Source organism: Pseudomonas monteilii (assembly GCA_001534745.1).
Classification (GTDB): domain Bacteria; phylum Pseudomonadota; class Gammaproteobacteria; order Pseudomonadales; family Pseudomonadaceae; genus Aquipseudomonas; species Aquipseudomonas alabamensis.
Genome location: CP013997.1, coordinates 3,918,351 through 3,934,218, shown reverse-complemented (window position 1 = coordinate 3,934,218; position 15,868 = coordinate 3,918,351). Strand labels below are relative to the sequence as shown.

Sequence of the window (15,868 nt, the reverse complement as noted above, 5' to 3'; positions counted from 1 at the left end):
CCTGGCCAGCAAACTGCTAGAGGACAGGATGCAAAAAGCCTGCGTGGTCGCAGGCTTTTTGCAGCTACGGGTGATTACTTGGCGGTCAGGGCCGCATAGCTGTTCATCAGGTTACGGTAGTTGGGAATGCGCTGGGACAACAGGTTGCCCAAGCCCTCGATGTCATTGCGCCAGTCGCGGTGCAACTCACAGGCCACCGAGAACCAGTTCATCATCTGGGCGCCGGCTTGGGTCATGCGGACCCACGCCGCTTGTTGAACGGTCTCGTTGAAAGTGCCGGACGCGTCGGTCACGACGAAGACGTCGAAGCCTTCAGCCAGCGCGGACAGCGTCGGGAACGCCACGCAGACGTCAGTCACGACACCCGCGATGATCAGCTGCTTGCGGCCGGTCGCTTTGATGGCTTTGACGAAGTCTTCGTTGTCCCAGGCGTTGATCTGACCAGGGCGCGCGATGTACGGGGCGTCCGGGAACATTTCCTTCAGCTCAGGAACGAGCGGACCGTTAGGGCCCTGTTCGAAGCTGGTGGTCAAGATGGTGGGCAAGCCGAAGAACTTGGCCAGGTCACCCAGAGCCAGGACGTTGTTCTTGAACTCATTGGGCGAGAAGTCCTGCACAAGCGAAATGAGGCCGGTCTGGTGGTCAACCAACAGTACGACTGCGTCATCTTTATTCAAACGCTTGTAATCTGGATTGCTCATGGTAATGCACCTTTGATGGGTGGGATGTAAACGACGGTTTGTTGAAGCGTTAATGAACAGTTGGAAGTCGAACGCCGCACCACGGCGGAGGTGATCCGACGCGGGGCCCTTCAACTCTCAAGGCTGTTGATCAGTGGCGCGCTGGGAGGGGTCGAGCCACGGAGCAAACAGACGCATGGCAGCAGGCATACAGAGGTACACGACCAACGTGACGATCGTTGCCGTGATGACGATGTTGCTGCCCAGGTAGCTGGCCCAGAAGGGGTGCAGACTGAGCACGGGTATCCAGAGCTTGGGCACGATCAAGCTCAGTGGCAGAATCACCAGAAAGGACACAATGGCCTGCTTCCAGCGCGGAGGCTGCTGCTGATGTTCCGTGGCCGGCGCAAACCAGAATTCGCTGCCTGGAGTGACGTCTGTCTGGTCCCCGTCTGCCAGCATGGGCAGTACTTCCTGCACGCGTTCGTGGCGTGCTTCCGAGTCGAGCCATGCCTGCATCACGTCGGTCGAGCAAAAGCGCAGCACACAGGTGAAGACTTGCAGACCTCCATGAGTCTCTCGATGAATGTCGGCACCCAGATGGCCTTCACGTCGGCTGGCAATGTCCACTGTTTGCTTTAACCACGCTTCATAGGCGGCCTCATGACCCGGCTTGACTCGATGTTTGATGACAAGCGTCATGATGTCTTCGTGGGCACCCATGTTCACCCCCATGTGATGTCGCCAAGGCTGAAAAGATTGAACCCTCGTGCATTCACGAGGATCGTTATGATTTCAATAAACGGTTCGGCCCGCTATTGTCCCGAGGGATATGGACCCAGGTGTAATCAACGCTTAAGCGTTGTTCCCGCTGATGCAACTGCCCGTGCGGCACGCCATCTTTTCGGCGTAGTTCCCGCCAGGCGCGTGAATGCCTTGGTGAAGTGCGCTTGATCACAGAAGCCAGCTTCCAGCCCCACTTCGGTGAGGGTTAGCGACGAGCTGAGCAATGCCTTGGCCTTCTCCAGACGAGCGTTCAAGCGCCACTCGACCGGCGATATCCCCGTGCTGAGCTTGAAGGCACGCGAAAAATGGCTGCGGGTGAGGTGACAGGCACGGGCAATTTCGATGATCCCCATGGGCCCATTCAGGTTGGCCAGCAATAGGTCGGTCGCCTGCTGCAGCTGATGAGGTGCGAGCGAACCCGGGGGCGCTTTTCGTACATTGCGCCACGGGCTTGCCGGTGCTGAAGTTGGACGCTGCCACGCAAAATCGGTTGGCGTGATTCGAAGAGGCGCTTCATCGAGTCCAGCACATGATGGAATAGGTCGATGAGTGATCGATTCAGACCGAACGGCTTCTTGATAGCGCATGACGACTCCCCCATTTCAGTACGGGAGAGTGTGGCGACTGTCCATGTGCAAAGTCCTGAGCGCCTGCTTAAGACTTATTAAACCTACTTCCAAGGGTGTGGCCAGGACAGGTGCCGTTACCAACGGGCAGGCCTACGCTGAAGGAAAGGTGAACGCACCAGGCAACGACAAGTACTGCATGCCATCTGGTATTTCCCCAGAGACAATCAGGTCATTTCTGCAGGAAGGAGTGTTATTTTAGCGCCAATGCGGGGCGCTGCGAGTGTCTATCGCCGCAGCGACTTCATGACCTCATTCAAAGTTTGAAGCTGTATTTCAACGGCTCCTGTGCAGGCGGCGTAACATGCAAGTAGGCAAGACAGCCAAAACGATTGCAATGGTATTGTTTGATGGCGTTTTGATGCTGGATATCACGGGGCCAGTGGATGCCTTTGCAGTGGCGAACCGTTTCCTTCCTGAGGGAAGACGGTATCGCATTCTGACACTCGGGGTTGAGGACGGATTGATTCGAAGCTCCTGTGGGCTTCAGGTCAAGGCCGATTGTGTGTTGACCCAAGCGCCGAGTGATCTGGATCTCTTGCTGGTTCCTGGCGGGCCAGGTGCTTACGACGACCCTCATCCTGCCATTCAAGCGTGGCTTCCCGACGCGGCGCGAAATGCCAAGCGTTTCGGAGCCATCTGCACCGGGGCGTTCCTGCTGGGCAGGGCAGGTCTTCTGGATGGTTATCGCTGTACCACTCACTGGAACTACATCGGCAGACTGGCCCAGCGACATCCCGACGCGAAAGTCGAAAGTGAGCAGATCTATGTTGTTGACCGCAATCTGATCACCTCAGGGGGCATCACGGCGGGCATCGACATGGCCCTGGCGATCATCGCTGAAGACCATGGGAAAGAACTGGCCCTGGAAGTGGCCAAGGTCTTGCTCGTCGTGATGAAGCGGCAGGGAGGGCAGACCCAGTTTGGTCCCCTGTTGGCGTCCGTGACCAGAGATGGTTCACCCATAGCCAAGGTTCAGGCCTACGTGGTCGATCACATCGAACAACAGTATTCGGTGCAATCGATGGCTGACAGGGTCGCGATGAGCTCGAGAAACTTCGCCAGGGCGTTTCAGCGGGAGACTGGCCTGACGCCGATGCAGTTTGTACAGAACGCTCGAATCGATCATGCACGAAGGCTGCTGGAGGGCACACATCTTCCCCTCAAGACCATCGCGACGCGATGTGGCTTTTGCACTGCCAAGTACATGCGCAAGGTGTTCTGTGAGCGTATTGGCGTGAGTCCCAACCAGTACCGTCAACAATTCGGCCCCGAGTGACCGAACTAGCCCATTGACGTGCCTTTGGTCAGGACTTCGACCGAGTGATCTTCGGTCATGCTCGACAGCGACCCCGCAGCGCAGTCTCGACCCGGTTCGTCTAGTAAACGGGCACGGGCGCTTCTGATCTCACGCGTGCGCCCCGACTCGATCAGTCGGCCGGGCTGTCGAGCAACTCGCCGAGTGCATCCGGCTGGCTCTTGAATGCCCGGGCGAACACGTCCCGGTGCTTGGCCATGTAGATGCCGGCCTCTTCGACCTGCTTCTCGTTCAACGACGGTACGGCTTTTTGCAGCACGTCGGCCAGGCGCTCGGCCAGTTCGAGCATCTTGTCATGACGATCTGCTTCGGCTTTATCCATGAACAAACGCTCCGGGTCGCGACTGCTGCGGTACACCACTTCGACGGCCATTCATCACCTCTATGCCTTTATCGCTGTCTGTAGATTGCTGTATCTATATACAGTATTCCGCATTCATCCCTCCAGCGCAAGCCGGAAGGTGTCTTTCGTCCGCGCCTCGACGTGCCCTGCGACGCTCGGTCGTCTTCTCAGGCTAGTGCCTTGGCCTCATGCCTGCATGGCTACATCTGTCATGGACAGGACGTACCTTTCCATCCGTCACCTCGGGAGCCGGACATCGTGAACATCAAATGGGCTGAAAAGCTACGCAAGGGCCTGCATGGCTCCGCCGACTCGCTGGGCAATCTGTGCGTCGAGTCGTTCCACTACCTGGCCTTGTTCGGCATCGGCGGCGTGACTGCCTGGGCCGCGCTGATGACCTTTCTGGAAATGGTGGGTCAGGGCAGTGCCAGTGTCGATGACATCCTGCTGCTGTTCATCTACCTGGAGCTGGGCGCCATGGTGGGGATCTACTTCAAGACCAACCACATGCCGATCCGCTTCCTGCTCTACGTCGCGATCACCGCGCTGACGCGCCTGCTGATCGGTGACGTGTCGCACCACAAGGCACCGGATGTCGGGCTGCTGTACCTGTGCGGCGGCATCCTGCTGCTGGCGTTTTCCATCCTGGTGGTGCGCTATGCCTCGTATCGCTACCCCTCGGCGCGCGTGCTCGATGCACACGGCAAGGACCTGGACGACGGCAAATGATCAACTGCCGATGACAGGCGTGGTGCTCAGAGGGCGACGCCGGTCACGGGTGTGGACGAGGCGGGCGAGCGGGGCAGGCCTGTCAGCAGAGGCAGGGTACCTCCCGCCTGCTCGGAGGCGAGGTCCAGGCGAATGCGGTCGATCATGCGCTGAAGGCGCTGAGGGTCGTTGCGTTGCTCAGGGGTGATCAGGCGCTTGGCGGCCACGCCATGCTCGGTGGACAAGGTCAGCATGATGCTGCCGTCGAGTCGTTCGATGCTCAGGTTGACCCGATAGCGCGGGGCGAAGGCATCGCTGATGAGGTTGAACGGGTTGTGCATGGTGCCGGTTCTGTGGCGAGGGACGTGTAAGGATAGACCGGCGACAACGGGCGTTGGTTCACGCCAGACTGGACGCAGGGCGCGAAGCCCGGCGTCCGGTGCATCGGTCAGGCTTTCGAGGCCTTGGCCTCTTCTTGGTCTTGCAGGTCCTGCAGGCCTTCCAGTTCTTCGGCGTCTTCCGGGTCTTTCAGGTCCGGGTCTTCGATCAGTTCCGGCACCGCGCGCTTGTCACGCAGCTTGCCGTACAGGTGCTCCAGCGCATGGTCGAGCTTCTCGGCGGCGCCATCGATGGCCAGCTCGAGCGAGGGGGCGTTGTGGGTCACGGAGATCGGCTGGTGTCCCTTGGGTCGTGCTTCGAGCTGGCAACGCTTGTCGTCGGCCCCGGACTTGCCACCGTTTTCGTCGCTCAGGTGCACCTCGATGCGGGTCAGGTCTTCCTCGTAGCGTTCGAGCGCGCTTTGCAGGGTGCTGGTCACCCAGTCGTTGAGACGGATGCCGCCTTCGATTTGATTGCTGCTGTTGACCTGGATCTGCATGGTTCAATCCTTATTCAGCTGGCTCGCAAGAGGCCCTTGCCCTGGCCGAAAAAGCCAAGGGATCTATTGCCTCTTGACTCCAAGGTCGGGGGAAAGTGCATAGAATTCAACCCCCTTCGCCAGATAAATGTCCTGTTGCAAAAGGTATTTACCGGCCGTCGAGGGTTGCGTGATGCGGTCAGAACTCGACGGACGTCTGCAGGTACAGTGTGCGCGGCTCCCCGACGTACTTGCCCTTGTTGTTGTCATCGAACGAGCGGGTGTAATACTCGCGGTTGAACAGGTTCTTCACCCCCAGGGCGACGTTCAGGTTCGACAACTCGGGGCCGAAGTCATAGGCCACGCGGGTACTGGCCAACATGTACCCCGGGATTCTTCCCGTGCTGCCGTCGGCGCTTTCGGCACGGGTGTTGGCATTGTCGGCGAACTGGCCGTCCTGGAAGCTGACATCGAGGTTGGCCTGCCAGGGCCCTTCGCTGTAGCCCACGCCCAGGTCGCCCTTGTGACGTGAAGAGAAGGGCACGCGGTTGCCCTTGTTGGGCCCGTCCTCGCGAATGCGCGCATCGACGAAGGCGTAGCTGGCGTGCACGTCGAAGCCGGCCAGGCGCGGGTCGAGGCCATCCAGCGCATAGCGCACACGGGTTTCAAGGCCTTGGTGGCGCGTCTCGCCACGGGCGATCACCGAGTCGTTGGTCTGGTTGCTTTCGTACTGGTTGTCGAAGTTGATCAGGAACAGCCCCAGTTCGGCTTGCAGGTCGCCGCTGTCGTAGCGCGTGCCGATTTCCCAGGTGCGGGCCTTTTCCGGCTTCACTTCGCCACTGCTGACGCGGTTGGGCATCTGGCTGTACTGCACGCTGCCGAAGGAGCCTTCGGTGTTGGCGTACAGGTTCCAGCGCTCGCTCAGGTGATAGAGCACGTTCAACGCAGGCAGCGCGGTCGTGTAGTCGCCCTGGTAGCGCCTGCCACTGAGGGCATTGTTCTGCTCGGAATCGATCATTTCGTAGCGGATGCCTGGGGTCAGCGTCCAGCGACCGATGTCGATGCGATCGTCCAGGTACACGGCGTGGGCTTCGGTGTGCCCACGGGTGTCGCGATCGTTACGGCTGGCCGTGGTCGGCAGGTCGGCGCCCGGGGCCTCGCGAAAGCGCAGCTCATGGCCGGATTCGTTGACGTAGCGATAACCGACGCCCAGCTCGTGCCAGCTGTCGCCGAGGGCGATGCCTTGCGAGAACCGCGTCTCCAGGCCGCGTACCCAGTACTCGCGCGGCGACAGGGACACGAAGTTGCCCTGGTCCAGGTAGCCACTGCGCAAGGTCTTGGTGAAGAAGCTGTTGACGCTGAACTGACGGTCGTCCTGACGGTAATCGTAGCCCACGTTGAACAACGTCCGGCGGCCCCAGAACTTGTCCTTGGGGCGAGTCGACTGATAGGGATCGGCGTCGAAATCGGCTTTGCTCAGGCCTCCTGCCATGTCTGCCTCGCCTTCGTAGTACTGCGCCATGGCATGCAGGCTGTTGGCCTCGTCCAGCTGCAGCGCGCTCTTGAGGATGAGGTCGTCGATCTGGGTGTCGCTGTGTTCGCGCCAGTCACCGCCACGGGTGCCGGAGTACAGCAGCGCACCGCCCAGCCCGTTGTCGTTGGTGCCACCGGCCAGCAGGTTGGCGGTGTTCTTGAAGCCATCATGGCTCGACGAAGGGCTGATGCGGTTGGTCATGGAGGCCTTGAGCGTGGGCGCCTCGGGGATCGCACGGGTGACGAAGTTGACGATGCCTCCGACGTTCTGCGGGCCATAGCGCACCGCGCCGCCGCCGCGCACCACGTCCACCGCGTCCATGTTGCCCAGGCTGATCGGGGCCAGTGACAACTGAGGCTGCCCGTACGGCGCGAAGGGCACTGGAATGCCGTCCATCAGCACCGTGGAGCGTGAGGCCAGTCGTGGGTTGAGACCGCGGATGCCGAAGTTCAGCGCCAGGTCATGGCCACCGGTGCCGTTGTTCTCGGGCGCGTTGACCCCCGGCATGCGGTCGAGTACGTCCCGGGCGGTCGCGGCGCCACTGCGCTGGAATTCCTCGCGACGGATTACGTCACGGGCACCGGCGTGCTCGAACACCCGATCCTGGCGGGCGTCGCCCAGCCAGTCACCGACCACGGTCGAGGTGCCCAGCTCGAGCGGCGCGCCTGCCACGGGTGCCCTTGCAGGCTCCAAGGTATAGCCGCCGGCATTTGGCTGTGCCTGCAGGCCGCTGCCGCGCAACAGCGCCTCCAGACCGGCGGCGACCTCATAGGTGCCCTCCAGGCCAGGGCTGAGCAGGCCCTGGGTCAAGGCTGAGCCATAGGCGATCAACACGCCGCTCTGCCGGCCGAACTGGTTCAGGGCATCCTCGAGCCCACCGGCAGCGATGTGATACGTGCGCGTCTCGGCCGCCTGCACGGCGGGTACGGTGAGCACTAGACTGGTGGCGAACAGCAACGCTGGGAGGCAGGGCGTGCGTGGCAGAGGCATGAAGCGGACATCCTTCGAAAGTGGGTCTTTGCCTTGTCTGTCACGCGAGGTCGACGAAATGGCTCACACGCGATGAAAAAAATCGGCAGCCGTGTGGTCCAGGTCAGGCCGGCTCTACCTGAACCCAGTAGCGCGTGAAGCGCCGAACCCGTACGGGCAGGGCCACGCTGAGCATGCGCAGGATGCGCTCGCTGTCGTCTAGGGGGTACGAGCCGGATACGCGCAGCCCCGCGATGCGCTCGCTGCACCCTAGCCGACCGGGGCGATAGCGCGACAGCTCGTCGAGAAAGTCCGCCAGGCGCATGTGCGAGGCGACGAGCATGCCATCGACCCAGGCGCCGACGTTGGGGTCCAGGGGCGCCACCGCCTGCCACCGGTCCTCCAGCAGCCGGGCCTGCTGCCCTGCCTGCAAACCCTGGCCGTGCAGGACCGCCACACCGTCGAGCACTGACACATGGCTGTAGCCCATGAACCGGCGCACGTTGAACCGCCCGTGTTCGAGCTGCAGCCGCCCACCGGCCGTTTCCAGCGACAAAGGTCGCGACGCGGCGCGCACGTCGAGCTGCGCTTCGCCCTCCAGCAACCTGACGTGACGCGCCTGTGCGGTGACCTGCACATCGGCGGCGCTGGCGGTGTTCAGTTGCAACAGGCTGCCATCGTCCAGGGTCAGGCGCCGACGCTGACCGAGCGGGCTGCGGTAGTCGGCCAGCAGGTGCGGCATCGACGGGTGCGTTTGCAGACCCAACCCGCACCCGGTCACCACACCTGCCAGCAGCAGGGCCTTGAGCGCGTGTCGTCGCGCGGGCGAGGGCGGCGCTTGCAAGGTGGCATGAAGGACCGGTGAGGCGACCGTGCGAAAGCGTCGGTTGACCTGCTGGATGTGTTCCCAGGCGCGGCGATGCTCCGGGTCGGCTTCGAGCCAGTCAGCAAAGGCCGCCTGCTGGCGCGGGCCGAAGTCGTCATCCTGCGAGGCGAGCAGCCAGTGCACGGCCTGCTCGGCCACGGAAGGGGCGAAGGAACGGCTCACAGGGCGAAATAACAGCGCAAGGCTGCCTTGTGCAGATACCGCTTGACCGTGGCCAGCGAGATCCCCAGCTGCACGGCGATCTCGGACTGACCCAACCCATCGACCTGCGACAGCAGGAACGCGCGCTTGACCAGGCCCGGCAAGCCATCGAGCAACCGGTCGAGCTCGAGCAGCGTTTCGAAGATGATCGCTTTGTGTTCCTCACTGGGCACACAGGCCTCAGGGACCTGCGCCAAGGCCTGCAGGTAGGCCCGCTCGAGTTCCTGACGCCGGAAGTGGTTGCACATGACCCGTTTGGCGATGGTCACCAGAAAGGCGCGGGGCTCGATCAACTGGGGCGTTTCCCGCGCATGCAGCAGCTTGACGAAGGTGTCCTGCGCCAGGTCTGCGGCATTGTGCGGGCAGCCCAGGCGCTGCCGCAGCCAACCGGTCAGCCAGCGATGGTGGTCTCGGTAGAGGCCTTCGACCAAAGGGGTAGGGTGGGGAACCGCCATGCTGACTCCAGCACCAGGCAGGCGCGAGTGGGATCGAGAATTGTTCGCATTTTAGAGTGCGTGAAGAGGAGCGGCAAGGAAAACGTACGGTGCTGCTTTGCATATGAGAATCCAACTCATTATTATCGCAACCCTTGCCCTCCCTCTGGATACGTTCGATGAAAAGCAACGCCGCCGGGCTCACGCTCGGTTATCGACTGGCCGTCGCCTCGCGCTGCCTGGCCGCCTTGCTGGGGGGCTACCTGCTGGCATCGATGGTCAGTGTGTGCCTGGCGTTGCTGATCCCGGGGCCGCAGGTCGATGCCGTGCTGATCGGCTCGATGCTGTCGTTCGTCTTCTACGTGCTGGCCTTTCTCTGGTGCTTCGCCTGCCGCAGCGCCTGGCGCGCCTGGGTCGGTGTGCTGACGCCGAGTCTGGTGCTGGGCGCGATCAATGGCCTGCTCTACGGGATGGCGCACCCATGAAAGAGGGCTTCCGCCAGGCGATGGCCTGGTTGCACACCTGGCTCGGCCTGATCTTCGGCTGGTTGCTGTTCGCGATCTTCCTGACCGGGACGCTCTCGTACTTCAAGGAAGAGATCAGCCACTGGAGCAAGCCGGAAATCCAGCGGCATGCGCTCGATCCGGCTGCCAGCCTGGCCGTGGCCCAGCGCTACCTGCAGGCCAACGCGGGCGACGCCAGCAGCTGGTTCATCCGCCTGCCCAGCGAGCGCGAGCCGGCCATCAGCGTCAACTGGCGCGACAAGAACGCGGTCGGCCGCCGAGGCTTCACGGGCAAGGAACTCGACGCGCGCAGCGGGGAGGTCGTCGAGGCCCGCGAGAGCCGAGGCGGGGAGTTCTTCTACCGCTTCCACTTCCAGCTGGAGATGCCGCACCCCTGGGGCCGCTGGCTGTCGACCTTCTGTGCCTTCATCATGCTGCTGGGGCTGGTGACCGGGATCATCACCCACAAGAAGTTCTTCAAGGAATTCTTCACCTTCCGCCCAGGCAAGGGGCAGCGCTCCTGGCTGGACGGCCACAACGCCATCGGCGTACTGGTGCTGCCGTTCCACCTGATGATCAGCTACAGCAGTCTGGTGATCTTCATGTACATGGTCATGCCGGCCGGCATCCTCGCCAGCTACGGCAGCGCCGACGGCTACTTCGCCGACCTGTTCGGGCGTGACCAGACCGTGCCCGCTGCCGGTGCCGCGTCCCCCCTGACCTCGTTGCCAGCCCTGTACGCCAAGGTACAGACACAGGTGCCGGGGGCGCGCATGGGCTTCATCCAGGTGCAGAACCCCAATGACCAGAATGCCCGCGTGAGCTTTACCCGTTCGGCGGCCGACCATGTGGCCTACAAGCGCAGCGAGACATGGACGTTCGATGGCGTCAGTGGCGCCACGCTGTCGCAGGGCGCGCCGGAAAGCGTCGCCATGATGACCTCCTTCACCTTCGTCGGCCTGCACATGGGCAACTATGCCGGCCCTTGGCTGCGCTGGCTGTACGCCGTCTTCGGCGTGGCCGGCACCGCAGTGATCGGCACGGGGCTGGTGATGTGGCTGGGCAAGCGGCAGCTCAAGCACGCCAAGCAGCCGAGCCTGCCCGGTGAGCTGCGCCTGGTGGAGGTGCTCAACATCGCCAGCATGAGCGGCCTGCTGCTCGGGGTGGCCGCATTCTTCTGGGCCAACCGGTTGCTGCCGATGACCCTCGAAGGGCGCGCCGACGGGGAGGTGAACGCCTTCTTCATCGTCTGGGCCCTGGCGCTGGTGCATGCCGCGCTGCGCCCCGGGCGTCGCGCCTGGGGCGAGCAACTGACGCTGGGCGCGCTGGCGTTCGCCGGCCTGCCGCTGCTCAATGGCCTGACCACCGGCCAAGGCTTGAACCATTCCCTGGCCGTCGGCGACTGGGCCATGGCCGGCTTCGACCTGACGGCGCTGGTCACCGGTCTGCTATTGGCCTGGACCGCGCGGCGCATGCTCGTCGCACCCCACGTGGTCAAGCGCGCGCCCCGGACCGTCCAGGCTGCCCGTGAGGCCATGACCGACGTGGAGGCCCGCTGATGCTCAGCGTGGCCATGCTGGCGTTTGCCGGGTTTGCCGCCTTGTGCCTGGCGATGGACAAGCACGCCCATGACGTGCTCAAGCGCAAGCCCACCCTTGCGCAGTCGCGCCTGAGACGGGGCGTGGGGTGGGCGTTGCTGTTCGTTTCGCTCCTGCTGGCCATACAAGAGCAGGGCTGGGCCTATGGCCTGGTGCAGTGGATGGCCGTGTCGATGGCCGGGCTGCTCGTCTGGGTCTTCGGCCTGCCGTACCAGCCACGGCTGTTGCTGGGGCTGGCGCTGCTCAGTGTGGTGCTGGGGCCGGTCCTGGCGCTATGGCCGGCGTGAGCCTCGAAAGGTCGCGCGGTAATCGCTTGGGGTCGCGCCCAGCGCGGCGCGGAACCGATTGCTGAAATGGCTGGCGCTGGCGAACCCGCACAGCAGCGCCACCTGGCCCAAGGGCAGGTCACTGTCGCGCAACCATTGGCAGCCCCGGGCCAGGCGACGGGCCAGCACGTAGCGATGGGGCGGCAGGGCGAAGCTGGTGCGGAACATGCGGGCGAAGTGGTAGCTGGACAGGTGGCAGCGCAGCGCCAGTTCGTCCAGTGTCAGCGGTTGATCCAGGTGCGCCTCGATGTAGTCCACCAGGTGCCGACGCTGATGCGGTGCCAGCCCTCCCGTCAAACGTACGCCCTGGCGCAGCCCCACTTGCCCCAGCAGCGCATGGTCGATGATCGCCTGTCCCAGGCTGCTGGCCAGCAGTCGTTCCCCAGGCTCCTGCCAATCCAGTGCGATCAACCCATGAAAACGCGCTGCCTGGAGGGGATCGTCGAGGAACGTCGCCTCGTGCAGTTGCAGCTCCCGCGGTTCACGGTCGAGCAGGCGCACGCAGCCCAGGGCGAACTGTTCTTCGCTGACGTACAGGTGCGCCAGGCGGATCGCCCCGTTGACCACCCAGTTGGACTCGTGGCCCGCCGGCATCACGCACAGCTTGTTCGGCGCGCCCTTTGCACCGGGCCGTTGGCGCCGGAAGGTGCCGGTACCATCGGCGATGTAGCACGACAAGGTGTGATGGGTCGGCGCCAAGTAGTCGCGGGCGTCGTCACGGTTGCGCCACACCGCGGCCGCCATGCCGGTGTCCAAGGTCGCGCTCAGTTCCAGGCGCGCGTTGGGCGAAGCCTGCATGCTGTTGAAGACGTCTAGCTGGTTCAAGGCGGTCATGGGTGCTTCCTCCGAGCCCATCGTACTGCGAGATGCCTGCCAGGGCAGCGGGGCGCTGCGCAAAACCGCAAGTTTGTGCAAGCGCCCGGCCGATCACCGATCGACACTGACCGCCTGACCCGAGGAGCGTCCCTATGAACCTGTCGCTGTACCTGCTGACCGTCCTGATCTGGGGTACTACCTGGATCGCCCTGAAATGGCAGCTCGGCGTGGTGCCCATTCCGGTCTCGATCGTCTATCGCTTCGCCCTGGCCGCGCTGATCCTGTTCGCCTTGCTGGTGCTCAGTGGCCGTCTCCAGCGCATGGACCGGCGCGCGCACCTGATCTGTCTGGCACAAGGGTTGTGCCTGTTCTGCGTCAACTTCCTGTGTTTTCTCACGGCCAGCCAGTGGATTGCCAGTGGGCTGATCGCGGTGGTGTTCTCTACCGCAACCGTGTGGAATGCCCTGAACGCACGCGTGTTCTTCAAGCAGAAGATCGCCAGCAACGTGCTCGGCGGTGCCGCCCTCGGCCTGCTGGGGCTGGGGTTGCTGTTCTGGCCGGAGTTGAGTCACCACAGCGTCAGCGAGCGCACGTTGATCGGCGTCGGCCTGGCACTGGCCGGCACGCTGTGTTTCTCGGCCGGCAACCTGCTGTCGAGCGTGCAGCAGCGCGCCGGGCTCAAGCCGATGACGACCAATGCCTGGGGCATGCTGTATGGCGCGTTGGCGCTGGGGCTTTACTGCCTGATCGACGGCATCCCCTTCACCGTCGAGTGGAACGGTCGCTACGTGGGCGCCTTGTTGTACCTCGCCATCCCAGGCTCCGTGATCGGCTTCACCGCCTACCTGACGTTGGTCGGACGCCTGGGACCGGAGCGCGCCGCCTACTGCACGGTGCTGTTCCCGCTGGTGGCGCTCAACGTGTCGGCGGCGGTGGAGGGCTATCAGTGGACCGCGCCTGCGCTTGCAGGCCTGGTCCTGGTGATGGCGGGCAATGTCTGGGTGTTTCGCAAGCCCAGGGCGCGGCTACCCGAGCCACTGGCCATGCCGCGCCCGTAAGGGAGCCACGGCGATACCGGGCCTGGAAAACGGCCTTCGAGCGGGCGTCAGCCCTTCCAGACCTGCGGATTGACCAGATCCCGCGGTCGCTCGCCCAGCAGTGCCGCGCGCAGGTTGTCCAGGGCGCGGTTGGCCATGGCCTCGCGGGTCTCGGCGGTGGCCGAGCCGACATGGGGCAGGGTCAGCGCATTGGGCAGCCTGAACAGCGGCGAGTCGGCCAAGGGCTCCTTCTCGTAGACGTCCAGGCCGGCGCCGCGGATGGTGCCCGATTGCAAGGCTTCGATCAGCGCCGCTTCGTCCACCACCGGGCCACGGGCGATGTTGATCAGGAAGGCGCTGGGTTTCATGAGCTTCAGTTCGCGCGCACCGATCAGGTGACGCGTGGCCTCGCTCAGCGGTACCACCAGGCAGACGAAGTCGGACTCGCCCAGCAATTGCTCGAGGCTGCGGTACTCGGCGCCCAGCTCCTGCTCCAGCGCGGTCTTGCGGCTGTTGCCGGTGTACAGCACACGCATGCCGAAGCCCAGGCGCCCACGCCGCGCGATGGCCGCGCCGATGTTGCCCAATCCGACGATGCCCAGGGTCTTGCCATGCACGTCGCTGCCGAACAGGTTCGGGGTGACGCTGGCCTGCCAGTGGCCGGCCTTGGTCCACGCATCCAGCTCGGCGACGCGCCGGGCGCTGCCGATGATCAGCGCAAAGCCCAGGTCGGCGGTGCTTTCGGTCAGCACGTCGGGGGTGTTGGTGAGCGCGATACCGCGTTCGTTGAAGTAGTCCAGGTCATAGTTGTCGTAGCCGACCGAGACGCTCGACACCACTTCCAGCTTGCCCGCGCCTTCGAGCTGCGTCCGACCGAGCTTGCGGCCCACGCCGATCAGGCCATGGGCCTGGGGCAGCGCTTCGTTGAACTGGGCGTTGAGGTCGCCTTGCTTGGGGTCGGGCAGGATCACGTCGAAATCGTGCCGCAGGCGCTCGGCCATGGCGGGCGTGATGCGGCTGAAGGCGAGGACGGTTTTTTTCATCGGACAACCTTTCTGCAAGAGGGGTGGCGGGGAAGGGTACGGTTCGTAGCAACCTACCATTCCCACCCCCGAGCAGACACCCCTGTTTTCAATTGGCGATCAGCAGCTCGTGAGTCTTGAGGTCCGCCTCGTGTGCCGCGAGGATCTCCGGCAGGGAGTTGCGCAGGTACTCCACCCAGGTCTTGATCTTGGCATCCAGGTACTGCCGCGACGGGTAGATCGCGTACAGGTTCAGTTCCTGCAAACGGTAGTCCGGCATCACCCGCACCAGGCTGCCATCGCGCAGACCGTCGATGGCCGAATAGATCGGCAGCACGCCCACGCCCATGCCGCTGCGGATCGCCACCTTCATGGCGTCGGCGGAATTGACCTGGAACGGGGACTGGGCAATGGTCACCACCTCTTGCCCCTGGGGCCCGTCGAAGCTCCATTTCTCCAGCGGGATCACCGGGCTGACCATGCGCAGGCAGGCATGCTGGGTCAGGTCCGCGGGGCGTTGCGCCACGCCATGACGCGCCACGTAGTCCGGCGAGGCGCAGACGATGCTGTAGGTGATGCCCAGGCGCTGCGACACGAAACCCGAATCGGGCAGTTCGCTGGCCAGCACGATGGACACGTCGTAGCCCTCGTCGAGCAGGTCCGGGACGCGGTTGGCCATGGTCAGGTCGAAGGTGACGTCCGGGTGCGTTTCGCGGTAGCGCGCGATGGCGTCGACCACGAAGTGCTGGCCGACGCCGGTCATCGAGTGCACCTTGAGCACGCCCGCCGGGCGGGCATGGGCGTCGCTGGCCTCGGCCTCGGCTTCCTCGACATAGGTGAGGATCTGTTCGCAGCGCATCAGGTAGCGCTTGCCCGCCTCGGTCAAGGCGATGCGCCGGGTGGTGCGGTTGAGCAGACGCGTCTGCAGGTGCGCTTCCAGGTTGGAAACCGCACGGGAGACATTGGCGGTGGTGGTGTCCAGTTGCGCGGCAGCGGCGGTGAAGCTGCCCACTTGGGCCACACAGCTGAAGGCACGCATGTTTTGCAGGGTGTCCATGGGTCGCTCTCGAAGTAGACGACCGATTGTGACACGAAGACGCCAGCAGCGACCGTCAGACGAAAGCCTGATTATCGCGTTTTCGGTAACAAAGATTCGCAGGAATGTCTGCTTATCGCCAGCGCGCCCGCCTCCTAGAATGGCGCCGCCCTCTCTTCCTGCCTGGAA

The 15,868-nt window shown here is 63.6% G+C and carries 17 protein-coding genes; 6 read left to right on the top strand and 11 right to left on the bottom strand.

The features are described from left to right. Positions 1 to 74: 74 nt before the first annotated feature. Both APT63_16830 and APT63_16825 read right to left on the bottom strand, forming a co-directional pair. A complete protein-coding gene (locus APT63_16830) occupies positions 75 to 701 on the bottom strand; it encodes a hydrolase (protein AMA47154.1) in 627 nt (208 codons plus the stop codon). Positions 702 to 818: 117 nt separating this feature from the next. Beyond that, positions 819 to 1,415 carry an antibiotic biosynthesis monooxygenase gene (locus APT63_16825; GenBank protein ID AMA47153.1) on the bottom strand — a complete coding sequence of 199 codons (597 nt, stop codon included), beginning with the start codon at positions 1,413 to 1,415 and terminating at the stop codon, positions 819 to 821. Positions 1,416 to 2,396: 981 nt separating this feature from the next. Here APT63_16825 and APT63_16820 point away from each other — a divergent pair. Continuing rightward, entirely contained in the window at positions 2,397 to 3,371 is a 975-nt protein-coding gene (locus APT63_16820; protein ID AMA47152.1) for an AraC family transcriptional regulator, read from the top strand. A 151-nt stretch (positions 3,372 to 3,522) separates the two neighbouring features. On the opposite strand, the gene APT63_16815 is transcribed toward APT63_16820, so the two are convergent. Further along, positions 3,523 to 3,783, bottom strand: a complete 261-nt coding sequence (locus APT63_16815; protein AMA47151.1) for a hypothetical protein — start codon at positions 3,781 to 3,783, stop codon at positions 3,523 to 3,525. Between the two features lie 228 nt (positions 3,784 to 4,011). Between APT63_16815 and APT63_16810 the strand changes: the two genes are divergently transcribed. Beyond that, entirely contained in the window at positions 4,012 to 4,482 is a 471-nt protein-coding gene (locus APT63_16810) for a phosphate-starvation-inducible protein PsiE (protein AMA47150.1), read from the top strand. Between the two features lie 26 nt (positions 4,483 to 4,508). On the opposite strand, the gene APT63_16805 is transcribed toward APT63_16810, so the two are convergent. The 5 genes from APT63_16805 to APT63_16785 form a co-directional block, all read right to left on the bottom strand. Then, on the bottom strand, positions 4,509 to 4,802 hold the full coding sequence (locus APT63_16805; GenBank protein AMA47149.1) for a hypothetical protein: 294 nt from the start codon (positions 4,800 to 4,802) through the stop codon (positions 4,509 to 4,511). 107 nt (positions 4,803 to 4,909) lie between these two features. Next, entirely contained in the window at positions 4,910 to 5,338 is a 429-nt protein-coding gene (locus tag APT63_16800) for a ribosomal subunit interface protein (protein ID AMA47148.1), read from the bottom strand. Between the two features lie 178 nt (positions 5,339 to 5,516). Continuing rightward, positions 5,517 to 7,841 carry a transporter gene (locus APT63_16795; GenBank protein ID AMA47147.1) on the bottom strand — a complete coding sequence of 775 codons (2,325 nt, stop codon included), beginning with the start codon at positions 7,839 to 7,841 and terminating at the stop codon, positions 5,517 to 5,519. Between the two features lie 103 nt (positions 7,842 to 7,944). Continuing rightward, positions 7,945 to 8,868 (bottom strand): hypothetical protein, encoded by a 924-nt coding sequence (locus APT63_16790; protein ID AMA47146.1) that lies wholly within the window; start codon positions 8,866 to 8,868, stop codon positions 7,945 to 7,947. Next, positions 8,865 to 9,362: an RNA polymerase subunit sigma gene (locus APT63_16785; protein AMA47145.1), complete on the bottom strand. Its 498-nt coding sequence runs from the start codon at positions 9,360 to 9,362 to the stop codon at positions 8,865 to 8,867. Before APT63_16785 ends, APT63_16790 begins: the two co-directional genes overlap by 4 nt. 158 nt (positions 9,363 to 9,520) lie before the next feature. Between APT63_16785 and APT63_16780 the strand changes: the two genes are divergently transcribed. The 3 genes from APT63_16780 to APT63_16770 are packed head-to-tail and all read left to right on the top strand — an operon-like array spanning position 9,521 to position 11,729. Further along, on the top strand, positions 9,521 to 9,826 hold the full coding sequence (locus APT63_16780; protein AMA47144.1) for a hypothetical protein: 306 nt from the start codon (positions 9,521 to 9,523) through the stop codon (positions 9,824 to 9,826). After that, positions 9,823 to 11,403, top strand: coding sequence for a peptidase (locus APT63_16775; GenBank protein ID AMA47143.1), 1,581 nt, complete (start codon positions 9,823 to 9,825; stop codon positions 11,401 to 11,403). Before APT63_16780 ends, APT63_16775 begins: the two co-directional genes overlap by 4 nt. Further along, complete coding sequence (locus APT63_16770) at positions 11,403 to 11,729, top strand: hypothetical protein (GenBank protein ID AMA47142.1); 327 nt, start codon at positions 11,403 to 11,405, stop codon at positions 11,727 to 11,729. Before APT63_16775 ends, APT63_16770 begins: the two co-directional genes overlap by 1 nt. On the opposite strand, the gene APT63_16765 is transcribed toward APT63_16770, so the two are convergent. After that, a complete protein-coding gene (locus tag APT63_16765) occupies positions 11,715 to 12,602 on the bottom strand; it encodes an AraC family transcriptional regulator (GenBank protein ID AMA47141.1) in 888 nt (295 codons plus the stop codon). The two genes, APT63_16770 and APT63_16765, sit on opposite strands and share 15 nt — an antisense overlap. A gap of 134 nt (positions 12,603 to 12,736) precedes the next feature. On the opposite strand from APT63_16765, the gene APT63_16760 reads away from it, so the two are divergent. Next, positions 12,737 to 13,642 (top strand): hypothetical protein, encoded by a 906-nt coding sequence (locus APT63_16760; protein AMA47140.1) that lies wholly within the window; start codon positions 12,737 to 12,739, stop codon positions 13,640 to 13,642. Between the two features lie 47 nt (positions 13,643 to 13,689). Here the strand turns inward: APT63_16760 and APT63_16755 are convergent, their stop codons facing one another. Both APT63_16755 and APT63_16750 read right to left on the bottom strand, forming a co-directional pair. Continuing rightward, positions 13,690 to 14,664 (bottom strand): D-glycerate dehydrogenase, encoded by a 975-nt coding sequence (locus APT63_16755; GenBank protein AMA47139.1) that lies wholly within the window; start codon positions 14,662 to 14,664, stop codon positions 13,690 to 13,692. An 88-nt stretch (positions 14,665 to 14,752) separates the two neighbouring features. Beyond that, on the bottom strand, positions 14,753 to 15,700 hold the full coding sequence (locus APT63_16750; GenBank protein AMA47138.1) for a LysR family transcriptional regulator: 948 nt from the start codon (positions 15,698 to 15,700) through the stop codon (positions 14,753 to 14,755). Positions 15,701 to 15,868 lie beyond the last annotated feature (168 nt).

Coding starts and splice junctions, on each gene's coding strand:
- APT63_16825 (AMA47153.1), bottom strand. CDS start 1,415: ATGGGGGTGAACATGGGTGCCCACGAAGACATCATGACGCTTGTCATC.
- APT63_16815 (AMA47151.1), bottom strand. CDS start 3,783: ATGGCCGTCGAAGTGGTGTACCGCAGCAGTCGCGACCCGGAGCGTTTG.
- APT63_16820 (AMA47152.1), top strand. CDS start 2,397: ATGCAAGTAGGCAAGACAGCCAAAACGATTGCAATGGTATTGTTTGAT.
- APT63_16750 (AMA47138.1), bottom strand. CDS start 15,700: ATGGACACCCTGCAAAACATGCGTGCCTTCAGCTGTGTGGCCCAAGTG.
- APT63_16765 (AMA47141.1), bottom strand. CDS start 12,602: ATGACCGCCTTGAACCAGCTAGACGTCTTCAACAGCATGCAGGCTTCG.
- APT63_16805 (AMA47149.1), bottom strand. CDS start 4,802: ATGCACAACCCGTTCAACCTCATCAGCGATGCCTTCGCCCCGCGCTAT.
- APT63_16770 (AMA47142.1), top strand. CDS start 11,403: ATGCTCAGCGTGGCCATGCTGGCGTTTGCCGGGTTTGCCGCCTTGTGC.
- APT63_16755 (AMA47139.1), bottom strand. CDS start 14,664: ATGAAAAAAACCGTCCTCGCCTTCAGCCGCATCACGCCCGCCATGGCC.
- APT63_16760 (AMA47140.1), top strand. CDS start 12,737: ATGAACCTGTCGCTGTACCTGCTGACCGTCCTGATCTGGGGTACTACC.
- APT63_16800 (AMA47148.1), bottom strand. CDS start 5,338: ATGCAGATCCAGGTCAACAGCAGCAATCAAATCGAAGGCGGCATCCGT.
- APT63_16775 (AMA47143.1), top strand. CDS start 9,823: ATGAAAGAGGGCTTCCGCCAGGCGATGGCCTGGTTGCACACCTGGCTC.
- APT63_16830 (AMA47154.1), bottom strand. CDS start 701: ATGAGCAATCCAGATTACAAGCGTTTGAATAAAGATGACGCAGTCGTA.
- APT63_16780 (AMA47144.1), top strand. CDS start 9,521: ATGAAAAGCAACGCCGCCGGGCTCACGCTCGGTTATCGACTGGCCGTC.
- APT63_16785 (AMA47145.1), bottom strand. CDS start 9,362: ATGGCGGTTCCCCACCCTACCCCTTTGGTCGAAGGCCTCTACCGAGAC.
- APT63_16795 (AMA47147.1), bottom strand. CDS start 7,841: ATGCCTCTGCCACGCACGCCCTGCCTCCCAGCGTTGCTGTTCGCCACC.